The following is a 16,971-nucleotide window of genomic DNA, read 5'->3' as shown; positions in this document are numbered from 1 at the left end:
TCACAAAGAACGGTATTTTTCACGTAGCCGTTGGCGAACCCACTCCGCTAACGAGTTCACCGCAAACGTAAAAGTTAACAGCAGTAACGCTGCCAAAAACAGAATGCGGAAATGGGCGCTTTGCACTTCAGATTCGGGTAATTCAACCGCAATCGTCGCCGATAAGGTACGCATCCCTTCGAAAATGTTCCAATCCAGTAGCGGAGTGTTTCCGGTAGCCATGAGGACAATCATCGTTTCCCCCACCGCGCGTCCAAGCCCCATCATGATGGCGGAAAATATCCCTGGGCTTGCGGTTAGCAACACGACATACATTAATGTTTGCCAAGGGGTTGCCCCCAACGCTAAAGAACCATCAGAAAGGTGTTTCGGTACCGAGAAAATAGCATCTTCCGCGATAGTAAAAATGGTAGGGATCACCGCAAACCCCATCGCAAAACCAACCACTAAAGCATTACGCTGATCATAACCAATACCGTGCTGTGCTAAATACACCCGCAAGTCACCAGCAAACAGGGCATTTTCCAACTCACCACTGTAGGCCAAAATCAGAGTCGCGATCCCAATCAACACCGGAATTAAAATCAGTGCATGCCAACCATTAGGAATACCACGGAGCAATACTTTCGGTAAATGTGACCAAATGAACCCCACCAACATTGTTGAAAGTGGCATCAGCAACATTAACGCAAGCACCGCCGGAAGGTGGCTTTCCACAAAAGGGGCAAACCATAATCCGGCTAAAAAACCAATGATCACGGTAGGTAAAGCTTCCATCAGTTCAATAGTGGGCTTAACCACTCGTCGCATTGATGGTGTCATAAAATAGGCGGTATAAATTGCGCCTAACACCGCAATCGGCACAGCAAACAGCATGGCAAATGCGGCCGCTTTTAAGGTACCAAAAGCAATCGGCACTAGGCTAAATTTCGCCTCAAAATCGTCGGTTGCCGCAGTCGATTGCCAAACAAACTCCGGTTCTGGGTAACTTTCGTACCATACCTTTTGCCACAGTGCTGAAAAGGAAACTTCAGGGTTACGATTCTCAATGTGCGCCAAGCGAATACGTCCTTGATCGTAGCTTGCCAAAAACGCTTCATTATTCGACATCGCAACCATCTGTGGCGCCTGTTGGTAGGCACGCTCAAACAACACCAATTTTTCACTGGTCGTGTAGTGACTTTGCAACGTTCCATTACGATAGAAACTGTAGAAACCTTTGCTGTTGGTATCTGGCAATAAATACTGCACTTCAGACGCTAACTTAAAGTTGCGGATCTGCGTGAGATGACGTTCACCATCACGTAAGACATCAAACCATTGCGACACTAAGCCATCACTATGTACAGCCAGTAAAGAAAATGCTCCTGACAGTAAATAGAGCTGAGTGACTTGGTGATGGCTATCTCCGGCACTGAGATCCACTACCTCACGGATCTGCCCTTCTTGATTATCTAATGATGCAACGACTAACTCAGAGTTCGTGCGCAGATAAAGCGTTTTTCCATCAGGCGTCAGCTGCAACTGACTCAGCTGAGCAAAGGGGGCATGAAAAGCAAACCGCGCCAACTCTCGTCCGGTTTGGCGATCCACTCGTATAATCTGTACTTGCTGCGCTTGATCATAAGTAGCGAAGATCACTTGCTGCTCAGTAAGCGCAAATGTGATTTGCTGGAGCGGAAGTTCACTCAAACGCCAATCATCCGGCAAGGCCAAACGTTCCAAATTCGGAGTAAACTCCCGGCCTTGGGCAGTCATCGAGTGAGACAGTTGCGGATATAGCACCGCCACTTGGTTGTCTTCTCCTACCAGCGCAAACCAACCTTGGGCAGCAGGGGTTTGTGCCCACAGTCTGGGTTTAAAACCTATCGATTGAGTGCGAATAGGCTGTTCACCCGCTTTTCTTAATGACCAAAACTGCCCATCACCATCGGCTGAGAGAACAAAAGCATTTTCACCATAGTCACCAATGGTCATAAACAGAGGATTAGGCGTTGTAATCGGCTTTACCGCCACATCCCCATGCCACTTGCCATCCCCAAACAGAGGCACAACCACCATACCCAAATAGATAAAAATCAGTACCAGCGCCCCTAACACACTCACGCCACCACAGGTCACTGCAAAACGCACCACACGGTCTTTGACTAACCGTGCGCGATCACGTTCTTTCAATGAAAATGGTTGTCTGACCATGCTTGGGATTACCTACAGATTGGGGGAGTGTCATAATATTTCCGTTGGGTGACAATTATATTACAGCTCACAATAAATTACTGAAATCAAAACAACTCTATGACACTGAAAGCAGTGCAATAAAAGTGTCACAAAAATCACTTAGTTTGCAGTACTTCTACTGATGGTTACGTCAACTCAAAACGGCAAAGGTAAAATATGAGTGCGGATAAGCTGTACATCGACAAGGAACTCAGTTGGCTCTCGTTTAACGAGCGCGTACTACAGGAAGCGGCGGACAAAACCGTGCCGCTGATTGAGCGGATTCGCTTTCTGGGGATATTTTCTAATAACCTTGATGAATTTTATAAAGTGAGATTCGCCGATGTAAAACGGCAGATTCTGATTAACCGAGAACGAGGCAGTAACGACATCTCCAAGCACCTCCTCTCTCGCATGCAAAATAAAGCCCTTAAACTCAATCAAGATTTCGATAACCTTTACAATGAGTTGATTCTAGAAATGGCCAGACGGCGCATTTTCTTGGTCAATGAAACCCAGCTCGATGACATTCAACTTAAGTGGGTAAAAAAATACTTCCAGAAAGAAGTGCTGCCACACGTCACCCCGATTATGTTACGAGATGACATCGATGTGATGCAGTTTTTGAAAGATGAATACGCCTATATTGCGGTAGAAATGTGCAGCGGCGATGAATTTAAATATGCGCTGATCGAGATCCCGACAGACCAACTTCCCCGCTTTGTCATGCTGCCTGAGCAAAAAGGCAAACGGCGCAAAACCATCATTCTGCTCGACAACATTATTCGTCTTTGCCTCGATGAAATTTTCCGTGGTTTTTACGATTATGACACGCTCAACGGTTACGCAATGAAGATGACCCGCGATGCCGAGTACGATTTACGCCACGAAGTCGAATACAGCTTGCTCGAACAAATGTCAGAAGGCTTAAGCCAGCGTTTAACCGCCCTTCCAGTGCGTTTTGTATATGAGCGCGAAATGCCGGAAGCGATGCTGAAATTCTTATGCTACAAACTGAAAATCTCCCACTACGACAGCCTCATCCCGGGCGGGCGCTACCACAACTTCAAAGATTTCATTTCCTTCCCTAACGTGGGGCGAGATTATTTAGAAAACAAACCGTTACCACCTATGCCTTGTGCCGATTTTGAAGGCTATGCCAACGTCTTTGATGCGATTCGCGCGCAAGATATTTTGCTGCACTACCCTTACCACAGCTTTGAGCACATGACGGAACTGGTGCGCCAAGCCTCTTTTGACCCCAAAGTAGTCAGTATTAAAATCAACATCTATCGCGTTGCGAAAGATTCACGCTTGATGAACTCGCTGGTCGATGCGGTACACAACGGCAAACGCGTGGTGGTGGTGGTCGAGCTGCAAGCACGTTTTGATGAAGAAGCCAATATCGAATGGTCTCGCATCCTGACCGATGCTGGTGTGCATGTCATTTTTGGTGTGCCGGGTATGAAAATTCACGCCAAATTGCTGCTCATCACTCGTAAAGAAGACGATGAGTTCGTCCGTTATGCGCACATTGGTACAGGTAATTTCCACGAACGAACCGCGCGTATTTATACCGACTTTGCCCTGCTCACCGCCAACCAAGAGCTCGCCGCCGAAGTCCGCGCCGTCTTTGGCTACATTGAGAACCCCTTCCGCCCAGTGAAGTTCAATCACTTGATTGTTTCACCGCGCAATTCTCGCACCCAAATCTATCGCTTGTTGGATGGTGAAATCGCCAACGCAAAAGCTGGGAAAAAAGCCGCCATCACTCTCAAGGTTAATAACTTAGTCGATAAAGGCTTAATCAATAAACTGTATGGTGCGAGTGCGGCAGGAGTGAAAATTCGCATGATCATTCGCGGTATGTGTTCACTCGTCCCCGGTGTAGAAGGCGTTAGTGACAATATTGAGATCATCAGTATTATTGACCGCTTCCTTGAACACCCTCGTGTATTGATTGTACATAATGACGGCAATCCACAAGTTTTCATCTCCTCCGCGGATTGGATGGAGCGGAATATAGATCATCGAATCGAGGTCATGGCTCCGATTCGTGATGAACGTATCAAACAGCGCATCATTGATATCCTTAATATTCAGTTCATTGATACGGTCAAAGCGCGTCGAATCGACAAAGAGATGAGTAATGAGTATGTAGAACGCGGCAATCGCAGAAAAGTACGTTCTCAAATAGCCATTTACGACTATCTTAAAAATGTCGAGAAACAGACTCGTAAACTAAAAGGTCAACAAGAGACGAATGACAACAGCAGTCAGTAACGCCAGAGAAATCGCAGCCATCGATCTGGGATCCAACAGTTTTCACATGGTGGTAGCCAAAGTGGTCGATCAAGACCTGCAACTGATTAGCCGACATAAACAGCGCGTGCGTCTGGCGGCAGGGCTTGATGCACAGAAAAATCTTGATGAAGAGTCCATTCAACGTGGCTTAGAGTGCTTGGCGATGTTCGCAGAGCGTTTACAAGGCTTTGAGCCGCGTAATGTACGCATTGCCGCCACCCACACGTTACGCCAAGCCAGCAACGCACACTTGTTTATTCAGCGCGCCTTAGAAGTACTACCGTTTCCGATTGAAATCATTCCCGGTTCTGAAGAAGCGCGTTTGATTTACCTCGGTGTTGCCCATACTCAACCGCAAGCCGATTCTATGCTGGTCGTAGACATTGGAGGTGGCAGTACTGAAATGATCATCGGTAAAGGGTTTGAAGCCGAGCTAGTCAACAGTAAGCAGATGGGATGCGTGAATTTTACCGAGCGTTATTTCGCCAACGGTAAACTGTCGCGTAAAAACTTTGCTCAAGCCATTGTCGCCAGTGAGCAGAAGTTAGAATCCATCGCCGCTAAGTACCGCAAAAAAGGCTGGCAAGTCGCATTTGGTTCATCTGGTACCATCAAAGCGATTCATGAAGTATTAGTCGGGCAAGGGCATGAAGATGGACTGATCACCTTTGAACGGCTCAGCAAGCTGATTGAAAAACTGTGCGAATGGGACAGCATTGACGACTTACAACTGCCCGGTTTAACCGATGATCGTAAACCTGTGTTTGCCGCAGGGGTTGCCATTCTTTCCGCGATCTTTCATGGTTTAAAAATCAAAGAGATGCATTTTTCGGATGGTGCGCTACGTGAAGGGCTGCTGTATGAGATGGAAGATCGCTTCAAGTATTCCGATATCCGTTTACGCACTACTGAAAATCTGGCCGCCAAACATCTGGTCGATTTAGAACACGCCGCCAAGGTCAAAGGTCATGCACGGGAATTCCTCTCGCAAGTCGCCAGTGAACTGAATTTGCCTGAAGGCAGTGAGTTGTGTGATTTGCTTGAGTGGGGCGCATTACTGCACGAAGTGGGGCTGAGCATTAATTTGCAAGGCTTCCATCGCCACTCCGCCTATATTTTGCGCCACAACAATATGGCGGGATTCAACAGCGAGCAGCAATTGGTACTCTCCAACTTGGCGCGCTTTCAGCGTAAATCACTCAAACTCAATGAGTTAGATGACTTTAGCCTATTCAAGAAAAAACACATTATCGGTTTGATCCGCGTGTTACGCCTAGCGATCTTGGTGAATGGCCAACGCAACGATGACCCGCTACCGCCTCTCTCCTTGTCAGCGAAAGACGATGAGTGGAAATTGGAATGTGAACAACCAGATTGGTTAGAAAACAATAAATTGTTGCACGCCGATTTACAGACCGAGCAAGAATACTGGCGCGAAGTCGGTTGGAATTTGCATTTTTAATCTAGGCTCACGAACCAAAACGCCCAACATCAATGTGGGCGTTTTTGATTGTTCTGATGAGAGTAAACTCGCGTCAATCGGTTGAAGGCTCAATACCTACCTTTGCCAGCTCTTGCTGAGCCACTTGCGCTGAAATCGGTAGATAACCATCTTTCGCAACCAAAGCCTGCCCCTGCTCCGAAAACATAAAACGTATGAATTCACGCTCAATCGGTGACAAATCTCGGTTAGGGTTTTTGTTCACATACACATACAAGTAGCGCGATAAAGGGTAAGCTCCCGACAGAATATTCGCTTGGGTTGGCTCAACATAGTCATTTCCCTCACGCGCAATCGGCAGCAGCTTCACTCCTGAAACCCGATAACCCACCCCAGAATAACCGAGCGTATTGATCGAAGAAGCGACCGACTGCACCACCGAAGCCGAACCCGGCTGCTCATTGACTCGGTTTTGGAAATCCCCTTGGCACAGGGCATTTTGCTTAAAGTAGCCGTAGGTACCCGATACCGAGTTGCGGCCAAACAGTTGAATGTTGCGTTTCGCCCAGTCATAAGGCAGACCAAGCTGCGACCAAGTGACTATCGGCTGGGTCGACCCACAGCGTAATGTCGCAGAAAAAATCGCATCCAGTTGCTGGAAATTCAGCCCTTTGATCGGGTTATCGCGATGCACAAAAATTCCGACCGCATCAATCGCCACACGTAATGCCGTCGGTTTATAGCCATGCATCGCTTCAAACGCAGCCATTTCACTGCTGCGCATTGGTCGACTCATTGGACCAAACTGTGCCGTACTTTCTGATAACGCGGGCGGCGCAGTTGCCGAACCCGAGGCTTGTACTTGTGCATTCACCGCGGGGTAATAGGCTTGAAATTCTTCGACCCACAGCGTGGTCATACCCGCCAACGTGTCCGAACCAACAGATAATAGGCTACCAGAAATGCCACTGACTTTTTCATAGGTCGGTAGACCTTCATCCAATGCCCAAGCAGCGGATGAAGCCAAAGCCAATGAGCAGAATAAACCAACACGGCTTAGCATGCGGTTCATCCTTTTGCCACTAACCGTTTAGGCAATACAAACGAGAACTTACTGCCCACGCCAACTTTACTGTAGATATCCAAATGACTGTCATGGTGCGCAAGCGCGTGTTTCACAATCGCCAGCCCCAAACCACTACCGCCGGTATCACGAGAGCGGGCTTTATCGACACGGTAGAAACGCTCCGTTAAGCGATGCAAATGCTGTGGTTCAATCCCCTCGCCTTTGTCTTCCACTTCAAGGCAAGCCCCTTTACTGGATCGATACCAACGCACATCAATTTGCGCGCCCGGCGGGGTGTATTTAACTGCGTTGTAAACTAAGTTAGAAATCGCGCTGCGCAGTTGATCGTCATCCGCCAGCACCTTCAGGCTTTTATCTACCTCAAAATGCAGCTTATGTTGTGCATCACCGCTTAAGCTCAGCGCTTCTTTTTCTAGCACTTCCAACATGGCAGGCACATCCACCACTTGGTCGAGATCGACCATCGGTGATGCTTCAATTTTCGAAAGCGTCAGCAGTTGGTTCACCAGACTATTCATCCGATTGAGCTGCTCAGTCATCACGCCATGGGCTTTGCTCCACATCGGGCCGGCGAGCACATCCGGATCTTCGGTCATTTCTAAATAACCTTGCAGCACCGTCATCGGCGTACGCAGCTCATGAGAAACATTGGCAAAGAAATTACGCCGCATGCCTTCAAGCTGTTTAAGCTGAGTCACATCACGCACCACCATCAGGTGTTCACCTTCGGTGTACGGCACAATCCGTAGTTCTAGCATGCGATCGCTATTGAGTGGTGAACGCATTTCGAGCGGATCGGTAAAATCATCTTTCTTGAGGTATTTAATAAAGTCCGGCGTACGCAGCAGGTTCGAGATCGGCTGCCCGGCATCGTCTGGCCAACGAAAGCCTAGCAAATGCTGCGCAAGGCGGTTACACCACACGATATTGCCTTCGCTGCGAAACACCACTACCGCATCGGGGAGCGATTCCGCACCATTACGGAAGCGGCGGATAAGGTTAGTCAGCTCTTTGCGTTTTTTACGATGGCGCTGCTGCAGACGATAAATGCCATTGAACAGCGATTCCCAATTCCCGGTTCCAGAAGGTGGTGTGAGGCGTTTTTCATCCCACAACCATGCTGAAAGGCGAATTTGATGATTCAAATGCCAGAAAAGCTGCAAAGCCGTCGCTGCTAACAGCAACCACGGCATACTTCCAAAAATCCATCCCACCACAATCCAGGGCGAGTAAAAAAAAGCCAGCTCCCAAGCCAGCTTTTTCCATGTTAAGCGTTCAACCATACTGATTTGTTCTACACCCTCTTAGGCCTTGGTTGAAAAACGATACCCCGCACCGCGCACTGTTTGGATCAACTTATCATGTCCGGCGTCTTCTAACGCTTTACGCAGACGGCGAATGTGAACATCTACCGTACGATCTTCCACATACACGTTAGTACCCCAAACGTTGTTGAGCAGTTGTTCACGGCTATACACACGCTCTTGGTGCGTCATGAAGAAGTGTAACATCTTGAACTCGGTTGGTCCCATGTCCAACGGCTGATCGTTGGCCGTCACACGGTGTGAAACCGGATCTAACTTCAAACCTTGAACATCAATCACGTCTTCTAATGCCGTTGGCGTAACTCGGCGGATCACGGCTTTTAAGCGGGCGACTAACTCTTTAGGTGAAAACGGTTTGGTAATGTAATCATCCGCGCCCACTTCGAGGCCGCGAACTTTATCTTCTTCTTCCCCACGCGCGGTGAGCATCACCACTGGAATGTTGCGCGTCACCTCTTCACGTTTCATATGCTTGATGAGGTTGATGCCACTTCCACCAGGCAACATCCAGTCAAGCAGGACGAGATCAGGAAAAGGCTCAGCCAGTTTACTCATCGCCGAATCATAATCTTCGGCCTCAACCGCCTGATAGCCCTTTTGTTCAAGCACGAAACACAACATTTCACGAATCGGTGCTTCGTCTTCAACAACCAGAATCCTTCTAGACATAATTGATTAACCTTTGTTTTTCACCAACGCCATGCATTATGGAAAATGTTTATGACACTTTTGTGACCTTTGCAAACAAATTTTCATATAAGGTTCAGGCGAAATTCATATACCTAAGCCTCACAAGCAAAGCGAGACAACAACTGGGCAGCTATCCCTATTTTTTTGAATTAGGGTTAAGACTTTCTCAGCATCTTCCCCTATCATGTCTGGCTTTCTAACCAAGGGAAAACAACAATGTGGTTTAAAAACTGTATGGTGTATCGCGTTAATCGCGAGGTTAACTTCAATGCCGATCAGCTGGAAAAACAGCTGGCCGAATTTCGTTTTACGCCTTGCGGCAGTCAAGATAAACAGAAGTTTGGCTGGGTTTCCGCACTGGGTAAACACGGCGACATGATGACCCACGTCAGTGAAAACCGCATTTTAGTCTGCGCGAAACGTGAAGAAAAAATGCTCCCCGCTTCGGTGATCAAAGATTCGCTCAATGCCAAAGTCGAAGCGATGGAAGCCGAAGAAGGCCGCCCACTGAAGAAAAAAGAAAAAGAAGCGCTGAAAGAAGACATCGTCATCGATTTACTGCCACGCGCATTCAGCAAAAGCCAACTCACTTTTGTGCTAATCATGCCAACCGAAGGCTTAATTCTAGTTGATGCTGGAAGCTACAAAAAAGCCGAAGATGTGCTCGCGCTACTGCGTAAAACCATGGGCAGCCTGCCTGTTGTGCCTGCTATTCCTGAAATAGCGGTCGAAACGACTCTGACGCAATGGGTGGAAGAAGGCAATCTGCCACAAGGCTTTAGCCTGATGGAAGAAGCGGAGCTCAAATCATTACTCGATGATGGCGCAACCATTCGCTGTAAAAAGCAGGAGTTGAGCAGCGATGAAATTCTCAGCCACATTCAAGCCAATAAAGTGGTCACCAAACTGGCGATCAACTGGCAAGATCGAATTCGTTTTGTATTGGCGGAAGATTGCAGCATCAAGCGCCTAGCATACAGCGATGAACTCAAAGAGCAGAATGATGACATCCTACGCGAAGATCGCGCAGCACGTCTGGATGCCGATTTCTCCCTGCTGTGCGGAGAAATGTCGGTCTTCCTACCTGACCTGTTCAATGCCTTAGGTGGCCTACCTCACCCTGAAGCCTAATCGTGGACTCCATTTCACCACCTCTGCGTAAATGAGGTGGTGAGAGTTTCACTATGCAGAGTAGGGTTTTTGACGTAAAATTTGCGCCCTTTCCAATACCATCAGGTGGTATTGGCCTGACTTGAGATCAGATTGTAAGAGAAGCAAGCAATGACAACGCCAAAAACCTTTGTTCCAGAACTCCTTTCACCTGCGGGTAGCCTGAAGAATATGCGCTACGCTTTTGCCTACGGGGCAGATGCGGTATACGCTGGCCAACCTCGTTACAGCCTGCGCGTGCGTAACAATGAGTTCAATCACGAAAACCTACAAATCGGCATTAATGAAGCCCACGCACTGGGTAAAAAATTCTATGTGGTGTGTAACATTCAGCCGCACAACTCTAAGCTGAAAACCTTTATCCGCGACCTTAAGCCAGTGATTGATATGGGGCCTGATGCGCTCATCATGTCTGACCCTGGCCTTATCATGATGGTTCGTGAAGAATTCCCACACATGCCGATCCACCTTTCGGTACAAGCGAATGCAGTGAACTGGGCCACCGTGAAATTCTGGGCTTCGCAAGGCGTTGAGCGTGTGATTGTTTCTCGTGAACTCTCTTTAGAAGAGATCGAAGAGATCCGTGAAAAATGCCCGAATACCGAAATTGAAGTGTTCGTACATGGTGCGTTGTGCATGGCTTACTCAGGCCGTTGCTTGCTGTCAGGTTACATCAACAAGCGCGATCCAAACCAAGGCACTTGCACTAACGCATGCCGTTGGGAATACAAAGTTGAAGCAGCAAAAGAAGATGAAGCAGGTCAGATCGTTGAACAGTTTGACCCCAATGCTGCGCAAGCCATCGAAGTTCAAAATGAACGTCCAGACACCACCATTGGTGCTGGCAAACCAATTGATGATGTAGTGCTACTTTCTGAAAGCCATCGCCCAGATGAGAAAATGGCCGCGTTTGAAGATGAGCACGGTACCTACATCATGAACTCGAAAGATCTGCGTGCCATACAGCATGTTGAGCGTCTAACTCAAATGGGTGTGCACTCACTGAAAATCGAAGGCCGTACCAAATCTTTCTACTACTGCGCACGTACCGCGCAAGTGTACCGTAAAGCGATTGATGATGCGGTTGCGGGCAAGCCATTCGATGACAGCCTGATGACTACCCTAGAGAGCTTGGCGCACCGTGGTTATACCGAAGGTTTCCTACGTCGCCACACGCACGATGCTTACCAAAACTACGATTACGGCTACTCGGTTTCCGACACTCAACAGTTTGTGGGTGAATTTACCGGTAAACGCCGCGGCGCAATGGCCGAAGTGGAAGTGAAGAACAAATTTGTGCTCGGCGATAGCCTTGAACTGATGACGCCAAAAGGCAATGTTATCTTCACTTTAGAAGCGATGGAAAATCGTAAAGGTGAAGCGACAGATGATGCCAAAGGCAACGGTCACTTTGTTTACATTCCAGTTCCGGAAGAGTTGGATCTCCGCTACGCTCTGCTGATGCGTAACCTAGTACAAGGGCAGGATACCCGTAACCCAACAGGCAAGTAATTATGGCGCTACTGATTACCGCCAAATGCACCAACTGTGATATGTGTGAGCCAGAGTGCCCAAACAGTGCGATTTCAATGGGCGATAAGATCTATGAGATCAACCCCGACTTATGCACTGAATGTAAAGGGCATTATGACAAACCGACGTGCCAGTCGGTTTGTCCCATCAGCAACTGCATCATCACCGATCCTGCCCATCGCGAAACCGAAGAGCAACTGCTAGAGAAGTTCGTGGTAATTCAAGGCTTAGCATAAATCGAAAATCCCAGCCAAGTGCTGGGATTTTCTACACTACTTCAGGGCTAATCCTTTACGCTGCAAATAGCTAAGTATAAATGGACGAGACTCTTCGGAGAGCTTAGCCGTGATTTGCTCTGACCAACCCTGCTGTTTAGGATTGCCAGAACGTTTTTGGTAATACTCGATCATAGTGCGGTCATATTCCGCCACATCGCCTCTATTCAAAGGTTGATAGTGGTTTTCATGCAGGATCACCTTCGGAGCCAAGCGTGGTTTTAACTCTGGATCCTGCGCTGGGTACCCTAAACACATACCAAACAATACCGCGGTATAAGGCGGCAAGTTAAGCAAAGCATCGACTTCATTCGGTGAATTACGTAAACCACCAATATAGACACCACCTAACCCCATCGACTCGGCTGCTAATAAGCAGTTTTGCGCCATAATCCCCGCATCAACAGCACCAATTAAGGTTAACTCCATAAATTCAGGTTTCACATTCGGGTTCAGCGCATAATGTCGTTGATAATCAATGCAAAAAACCAAAAACTCAGCCGCACTCGCTACGTAGGCTTGATTACCTGCCAGCTTTGCTAATTGCTCACGCATACTGTCATCGCTCACTCGGATCACCGAGATCACTTGCAGTAAGCTGGATGACGAAGCCGCAATACCTGAAGCAATGATCGTCTCAAGTTGCGTTGCAGAAATAGGCTCTGGACTAAAAGCACGGATAGAGCGATGGTTGAGCATGGTATCGATAACTGGATTCATGTTGTCTCCTCAGAAATGTTGACCATCCAGATAATAAGCAGTGCGTTGCAAAGGTATGAACACTACAGCAACATGAGCATCAGCACCGAGCAACTGACGTGTCTGCTCAGTAATCACCTGTGCAACCTGATCCTGAGTTTGCTGTTCCCTTCCAAACCACAATACTTCCACCATGGGATAAACCTCTCCTTCGGCGAAATACTGAGTATTAATCAACTCAAAGGTAAAAGCACTTCGAGAGGTACAGAGTAGAGAGGAAAGTTCATTGAGCAACGGAGTTACCAGTGTTTCAACGATATGTGCTTCTACAGCACGAAAACGTAAGTGGGGCATGACTCATTTTCTCCTTTTTCGCCATCATAACAGCCAGAATGACGAGGAGCGAGTCGTACAAAAAACAAAGGATAAACCATTGTTCTAAAGGCTCAAGAAGCAGAATGAGAGAGTTAGAAGGATTGAATAGCCAAGATAACGGCACTTTTATCCAGAAAGCAAAAAACCCAGTCCTAAGACTGGGTTTCTCAAATAAGTGGCGGAGCGGACGGGACTCGAACCCGCGACCCCCGGCGTGACAGGCCGGTATTCTAACCAACTGAACTACCGCTCCGCATTGGTTAGCGCTTGGTGCTAAATTAAAAGCCTGGCGATGTTCTACTCTCACATGGGGAGACCCCACACTACCATCGACGCTGTTTCGTTTCACTTCTGAGTTCGGGATGGAGTCAGGTGGGTCCAAAACGCTATGGTCGCCAAGCAAAATTTTAAAATCTGGAAAGCTGTTTTCGTTCTCACACACATTCTTATGCGCTTAGCTTTGAGTCCACTACAAAACCCCTTGGGTGTTGTATGGTTAAGCCTCACGGGCAATTAGTACAGGTTAGCTCAACGCCTCACAACGCTTACACACCCTGCCTATCAACGTTCTAGTCTCGAACAACCCTTTAGGACGGTTAAACCGTCAGGGAAGACTCATCTCAGGGCTCGCTTCCCGCTTAGATGCTTTCAGCGGTTATCGATTCCGAACTTAGCTACCGGGCAATGCGTCTGGCGACACAACCCGAACACCAGAGGTTCGTCCACTCCGGTCCTCTCGTACTAGGAGCAGCCCCCTTCAATCTTCCAACGCCCACGGCAGATAGGGACCGAACTGTCTCACGACGTTCTAAACCCAGCTCGCGTACCACTTTAAATGGCGAACAGCCATACCCTTGGGACCGACTTCAGCCCCAGGATGTGATGAGCCGACATCGAGGTGCCAAACACCGCCGTCGATATGAACTCTTGGGCGGTATCAGCCTGTTATCCCCGGAGTACCTTTTATCCGTTGAGCGATGGCCCTTCCATACAGAACCACCGGATCACTATGACCTGCTTTCGCACCTGCTCGAACCGTCATTCTCGCAGTTAAGCGGGCTTATGCCATTGCACTAACCTCACGATGTCCAACCGTGATTAGCCCACCTTCGTGCTCCTCCGTTACTCTTTGGGAGGAGACCGCCCCAGTCAAACTACCCACCAGGCACTGTCCTCACCCCGGATAACGGGGCTAAGTTAGAACATCAAACATACAAGGGTGGTATTTCAAGGACGGCTCCAACACAACTAGCGTCATGTCTTCAAAGCCTCCCACCTATCCTACACATGTAGGTTCAATGTTCAGTGCCAAGCTGTAGTAAAGGTTCACGGGGTCTTTCCGTCTAGCCGCGGGTACACTGCATCTTCACAGCGATTTCAATTTCACTGAGTCTCGGGTGGAGACAGCGTGGCCATCATTACGCCATTCGTGCAGGTCGGAACTTACCCGACAAGGAATTTCGCTACCTTAGGACCGTTATAGTTACGGCCGCCGTTTACCGGGGCTTCGATCAAGAGCTTCGCTTACGCTAACCCCATCAATTAACCTTCCGGCACCGGGCAGGCGTCACACCGTATACGTCATCTTACGATTTTGCACAGTGCTGTGTTTTTAATAAACAGTTGCAGCCACCTGGTATCTGCGACTCTCATCAGCTCCATCCGCGAGGGACTTCACCGTCAAGAGCGTACCTTCTCCCGAAGTTACGGTACCATTTTGCCTAGTTCCTTCACCCGAGTTCTCTCAAGCGCCTTGGTATTCTCTACCCGACCACCTGTGTCGGTTTGGGGTACGATTCCTGACTATCTGAAGCTTAGAGGCTTTTCCTGGAAGCATGGCATCAATGACTTCACTACCGTAGTAGCTCGACGTCGTGTCTCAGCCTTAGAAAGAGCCGGATTTACCTAACTCTCAAGCCTACGCACTTGAACCAGGACAACCGTCGCCTGGCCCACCTAGCCTTCTCCGTCCCCCCATCGCAATAGTCAGAAGTACGGGAATATTAACCCGTTTCCCATCGATTACGCCTTTCGGCCTCACCTTAGGGGTCGACTCACCCTGCCCCGATTAACGTTGGACAGGAACCCTTGGTCTTCCGGCGAGGAGGTTTTTCACCCCCTTTGTCGTTACTCATGTCAGCATTCGCACTTCTGATACCTCCAGCAAACCTTACGATTCACCTTCAACGGCTTACAGAACGCTCCCCTACCCAATGTCTAAAAGACATTGCCGCAGCTTCGGTGTATTGCTTAGCCCCGTTACATCTTCCGCGCAGGCCGACTCGACTAGTGAGCTATTACGCTTTCTTTAAATGATGGCTGCTTCTAAGCCAACATCCTAGCTGTCTGAGCCTTCCCACATCGTTTCCCACTTAGCAATACTTTGGGACCTTAGCTGGCGGTCTGGGTTGTTTCCCTCTCCACGACGGACGTTAGCACCCGCCGTGTGTCTCCCGGATAGTACTTACTGGTATTCGGAGTTTGCAAAGGGTTGGTAAGTCGGGATGACCCCCTAGCCTTAACAGTGCTCTACCCCCAGTAGTATTCGTCCGAGGCGCTACCTAAATAGCTTTCGGGGAGAACCAGCTATCTCCGAGTTTGATTGGCCTTTCACCCCTAGCCACAAGTCATCCGCTAATTTTTCAACATTAGTCGGTTCGGTCCTCCAGTTGATGTTACTCAACCTTCAACCTGCCCATGGCTAGATCACCCGGTTTCGGGTCTATATCCAGAGACTGAGCGCCCAGTTAAGACTCGCTTTCGCTACGGCTCCCCTATACGGTTAACCTTGCCACTGAATATAAGTCGCTGACCCATTATACAAAAGGTACGCAGTCACACCACGAAGGTGCTCCTACTGCTTGTACGTACACGGTTTCAGGTTCTATTTCACTCCCCTCACAGGGGTTCTTTTCGCCTTTCCCTCACGGTACTGGTTCACTATCGGTCAGTCAGGAGTATTTAGCCTTGGAGGATGGTCCCCCCATATTCAGACAGGATATCACGTGTCCCGCCCTACTCGATTTCACGCTCGATGAAGCGTCGGTTACGGGGCTATCACCCTGTATCGCCAAGCTTTCCAGCTTGTTCACCTACTTCACCGAGTGCTTAAGGGCTAATCCAGGTTCGCTCGCCGCTACTACCGGAATCTCGGTTGATTTCTTCTCCTCGGGGTACTTAGATGTTTCAGTTCCCCCGGTTTGCTCTGTTAACCTATGTATTCAGTTAACAGTAACTGCTTATGCAGTTGGGTTTCCCCATTCGGAAATCGCAGACTCAAACGGCTCTTACTGCCTTATCTGCGCTTATCGCAAGTTAGTACGTCCTTCATCGCCTCTGACTGCCCAGGCATCCACCGTGTACGCTTAGTCACTTAACCATACAACCCGAAGGAGTTTCGGGTTGCTGTTTAAACAACCTAAGTTGTCTCGCGTTTAATTTACATGAGTGCGAGACAGATTTTGCCGGACTCAAATTTTGAACAAGACCGAAGTCTTATTCGATACCAAGCACACTTGAATGTGTTGTTGGTGTTTATCTTTCGATAAACATTGAGAACTTTACAAACAACAATACATTGTTGTTTTGTCAGCTTTCCAAATTGTTAAAGAGCAAGATTTTCTGATGAAAACCATTTTTAAACATTCTCAGCGAAAACGCTTAAAGATGGTGGAGCTATGCGGGATCGAACCGCAGACCTCCTGCGTGCAAGGCAGGCGCTCTCCCAGCTGAGCTATAACCCCATCGTTAGTGGTGGGTCTGAGTGGACTCGAACCACCGACCTTACGCTTATCAGGCGTACGCTCTAACCACCTGAGCTACAGACCCACTTAATGCTCAAATCTAAACCGAATC

11 protein-coding genes, 3 tRNA genes and 2 rRNA genes are annotated in these 16,971 nt (G+C 48.5%); 5 read left to right on the top strand and 11 right to left on the bottom strand.

What is annotated here, in order from left to right:
* A complete protein-coding gene (locus tag MKA69_RS07710) occupies nt 1-2,196 on the bottom strand; it encodes an ABC transporter permease subunit (RefSeq protein ID WP_305847787.1) in 2,196 nt (731 codons plus the stop codon).
* Between the two features lie 198 nt (nt 2,197-2,394).
* Here MKA69_RS07710 and ppk1 point away from each other — a divergent pair, with 198 nt between their 5' ends.
* The gene (ppk1, locus tag MKA69_RS07705; RefSeq protein WP_305847786.1) at nt 2,395-4,500 is read left to right on the top strand and encodes a polyphosphate kinase 1; all 2,106 of its coding nucleotides are present in this window, start codon (nt 2,395-2,397) and stop codon (nt 4,498-4,500) included.
* Nucleotides 4,481-5,983, top strand: coding sequence for an exopolyphosphatase (gene ppx / locus MKA69_RS07700; protein WP_305847785.1), 1,503 nt, complete (start codon nt 4,481-4,483; stop codon nt 5,981-5,983). Before ppk1 ends, ppx begins: the two co-directional genes overlap by 20 nt.
* Before the next feature lie 73 nt (nt 5,984-6,056).
* On the opposite strand, the gene MKA69_RS07695 is transcribed toward ppx, so the two are convergent.
* Genes MKA69_RS07695 through phoB form a run of 3 tightly spaced genes read right to left on the bottom strand, consistent with a single transcriptional unit; the run spans nt 6,057 to nt 9,043 of the window.
* Nucleotides 6,057-7,025, bottom strand: coding sequence for a PstS family phosphate ABC transporter substrate-binding protein (locus MKA69_RS07695; protein WP_158120362.1), 969 nt, complete (start codon nt 7,023-7,025; stop codon nt 6,057-6,059).
* A 5-nt stretch (nt 7,026-7,030) separates the two neighbouring features.
* On the bottom strand, nt 7,031-8,332 hold the full coding sequence (phoR, locus tag MKA69_RS07690) for a phosphate regulon sensor histidine kinase PhoR (RefSeq protein WP_305847784.1): 1,302 nt from the start codon (nt 8,330-8,332) through the stop codon (nt 7,031-7,033).
* A 21-nt stretch (nt 8,333-8,353) separates the two neighbouring features.
* Nucleotides 8,354-9,043 (bottom strand): phosphate regulon transcriptional regulator PhoB, encoded by a 690-nt coding sequence (gene phoB / locus MKA69_RS07685; RefSeq protein WP_000091118.1) that lies wholly within the window; start codon nt 9,041-9,043, stop codon nt 8,354-8,356.
* 237 nt (nt 9,044-9,280) lie between these two features.
* Between phoB and rdgC the strand changes: the two genes are divergently transcribed.
* The 3 genes from rdgC (at nt 9,281) to MKA69_RS07670 (ending at nt 12,003) form a co-directional block, all read left to right on the top strand.
* Nucleotides 9,281-10,195, top strand: coding sequence for a recombination-associated protein RdgC (gene rdgC / locus MKA69_RS07680; RefSeq protein WP_305847783.1), 915 nt, complete (start codon nt 9,281-9,283; stop codon nt 10,193-10,195).
* 150 nt (nt 10,196-10,345) lie between these two features.
* Nucleotides 10,346-11,746 carry a tRNA 5-hydroxyuridine modification protein YegQ gene (gene yegQ, locus MKA69_RS07675; protein WP_095469360.1) on the top strand — a complete coding sequence of 467 codons (1,401 nt, stop codon included), beginning with the start codon at nt 10,346-10,348 and terminating at the stop codon, nt 11,744-11,746.
* 2 nt (nt 11,747-11,748) lie between these two features.
* On the top strand, nt 11,749-12,003 hold the full coding sequence (locus MKA69_RS07670) for a YfhL family 4Fe-4S dicluster ferredoxin (protein ID WP_001196281.1): 255 nt from the start codon (nt 11,749-11,751) through the stop codon (nt 12,001-12,003).
* A 36-nt stretch (nt 12,004-12,039) separates the two neighbouring features.
* Here MKA69_RS07670 and nfsA read toward each other — a convergent pair whose 3' ends face one another.
* The 7 genes from nfsA to MKA69_RS07635 all read right to left on the bottom strand — a co-directional run bounded on the left by nfsA (nt 12,040) and on the right by MKA69_RS07635 (nt 16,944).
* Nucleotides 12,040-12,762 carry an oxygen-insensitive NADPH nitroreductase gene (gene nfsA, locus MKA69_RS07665; protein ID WP_305847781.1) on the bottom strand — a complete coding sequence of 241 codons (723 nt, stop codon included), beginning with the start codon at nt 12,760-12,762 and terminating at the stop codon, nt 12,040-12,042.
* A 9-nt stretch (nt 12,763-12,771) separates the two neighbouring features.
* Nucleotides 12,772-13,095 (bottom strand): DUF1904 domain-containing protein, encoded by a 324-nt coding sequence (locus MKA69_RS07660; RefSeq protein WP_305847780.1) that lies wholly within the window; start codon nt 13,093-13,095, stop codon nt 12,772-12,774.
* 197 nt (nt 13,096-13,292) lie between these two features.
* A tRNA-Asp gene (locus MKA69_RS07655) sits at nt 13,293-13,369 on the bottom strand.
* A gap of 31 nt (nt 13,370-13,400) precedes the next feature.
* Nucleotides 13,401-13,516: ribosomal RNA gene (gene rrf, locus MKA69_RS07650) — 5S ribosomal RNA — on the bottom strand.
* A 92-nt stretch (nt 13,517-13,608) separates the two neighbouring features.
* A 23S ribosomal RNA gene (locus MKA69_RS07645) occupies nt 13,609-16,495 on the bottom strand.
* A gap of 288 nt (nt 16,496-16,783) precedes the next feature.
* A tRNA-Ala gene (locus tag MKA69_RS07640) sits at nt 16,784-16,859 on the bottom strand.
* Nucleotides 16,860-16,867: 8 nt separating this feature from the next.
* A tRNA-Ile gene (locus tag MKA69_RS07635) sits at nt 16,868-16,944 on the bottom strand.
* Between the last annotated feature and the right edge of the window lie 27 nt (nt 16,945-16,971).

The sequence above is a fragment of the Vibrio sp. AH4 genome (genome assembly GCF_030710545.1).
GTDB lineage: Bacteria > Pseudomonadota > Gammaproteobacteria > Enterobacterales > Vibrionaceae > Vibrio > Vibrio metoecus.
This window is presented reverse-complemented; position numbering and strand designations above follow the sequence as displayed.

Excerpts from the sequence above, each read along its gene's own strand:
- MKA69_RS07710 (WP_305847787.1), bottom strand. The coding sequence starts at position 2,196 with ATGGTCAGACAACCATTTTCATTGAAAGAACGTGATCGCGCACGGTTA.
- ppk1 (WP_305847786.1), top strand. The coding sequence starts at position 2,395 with ATGAGTGCGGATAAGCTGTACATCGACAAGGAACTCAGTTGGCTCTCG.
- ppx (WP_305847785.1), top strand. The coding sequence starts at position 4,481 with ATGACAACAGCAGTCAGTAACGCCAGAGAAATCGCAGCCATCGATCTG.
- MKA69_RS07695 (WP_158120362.1), bottom strand. The coding sequence starts at position 7,025 with ATGCTAAGCCGTGTTGGTTTATTCTGCTCATTGGCTTTGGCTTCATCC.
- phoR (WP_305847784.1), bottom strand. The coding sequence starts at position 8,332 with ATGGTTGAACGCTTAACATGGAAAAAGCTGGCTTGGGAGCTGGCTTTT.
- phoB (WP_000091118.1), bottom strand. The coding sequence starts at position 9,043 with ATGTCTAGAAGGATTCTGGTTGTTGAAGACGAAGCACCGATTCGTGAA.
- rdgC (WP_305847783.1), top strand. The coding sequence starts at position 9,281 with ATGTGGTTTAAAAACTGTATGGTGTATCGCGTTAATCGCGAGGTTAAC.
- yegQ (WP_095469360.1), top strand. The coding sequence starts at position 10,346 with ATGACAACGCCAAAAACCTTTGTTCCAGAACTCCTTTCACCTGCGGGT.
- MKA69_RS07670 (WP_001196281.1), top strand. The coding sequence starts at position 11,749 with ATGGCGCTACTGATTACCGCCAAATGCACCAACTGTGATATGTGTGAG.
- nfsA (WP_305847781.1), bottom strand. The coding sequence starts at position 12,762 with ATGAATCCAGTTATCGATACCATGCTCAACCATCGCTCTATCCGTGCT.
- MKA69_RS07660 (WP_305847780.1), bottom strand. The coding sequence starts at position 13,095 with ATGCCCCACTTACGTTTTCGTGCTGTAGAAGCACATATCGTTGAAACA.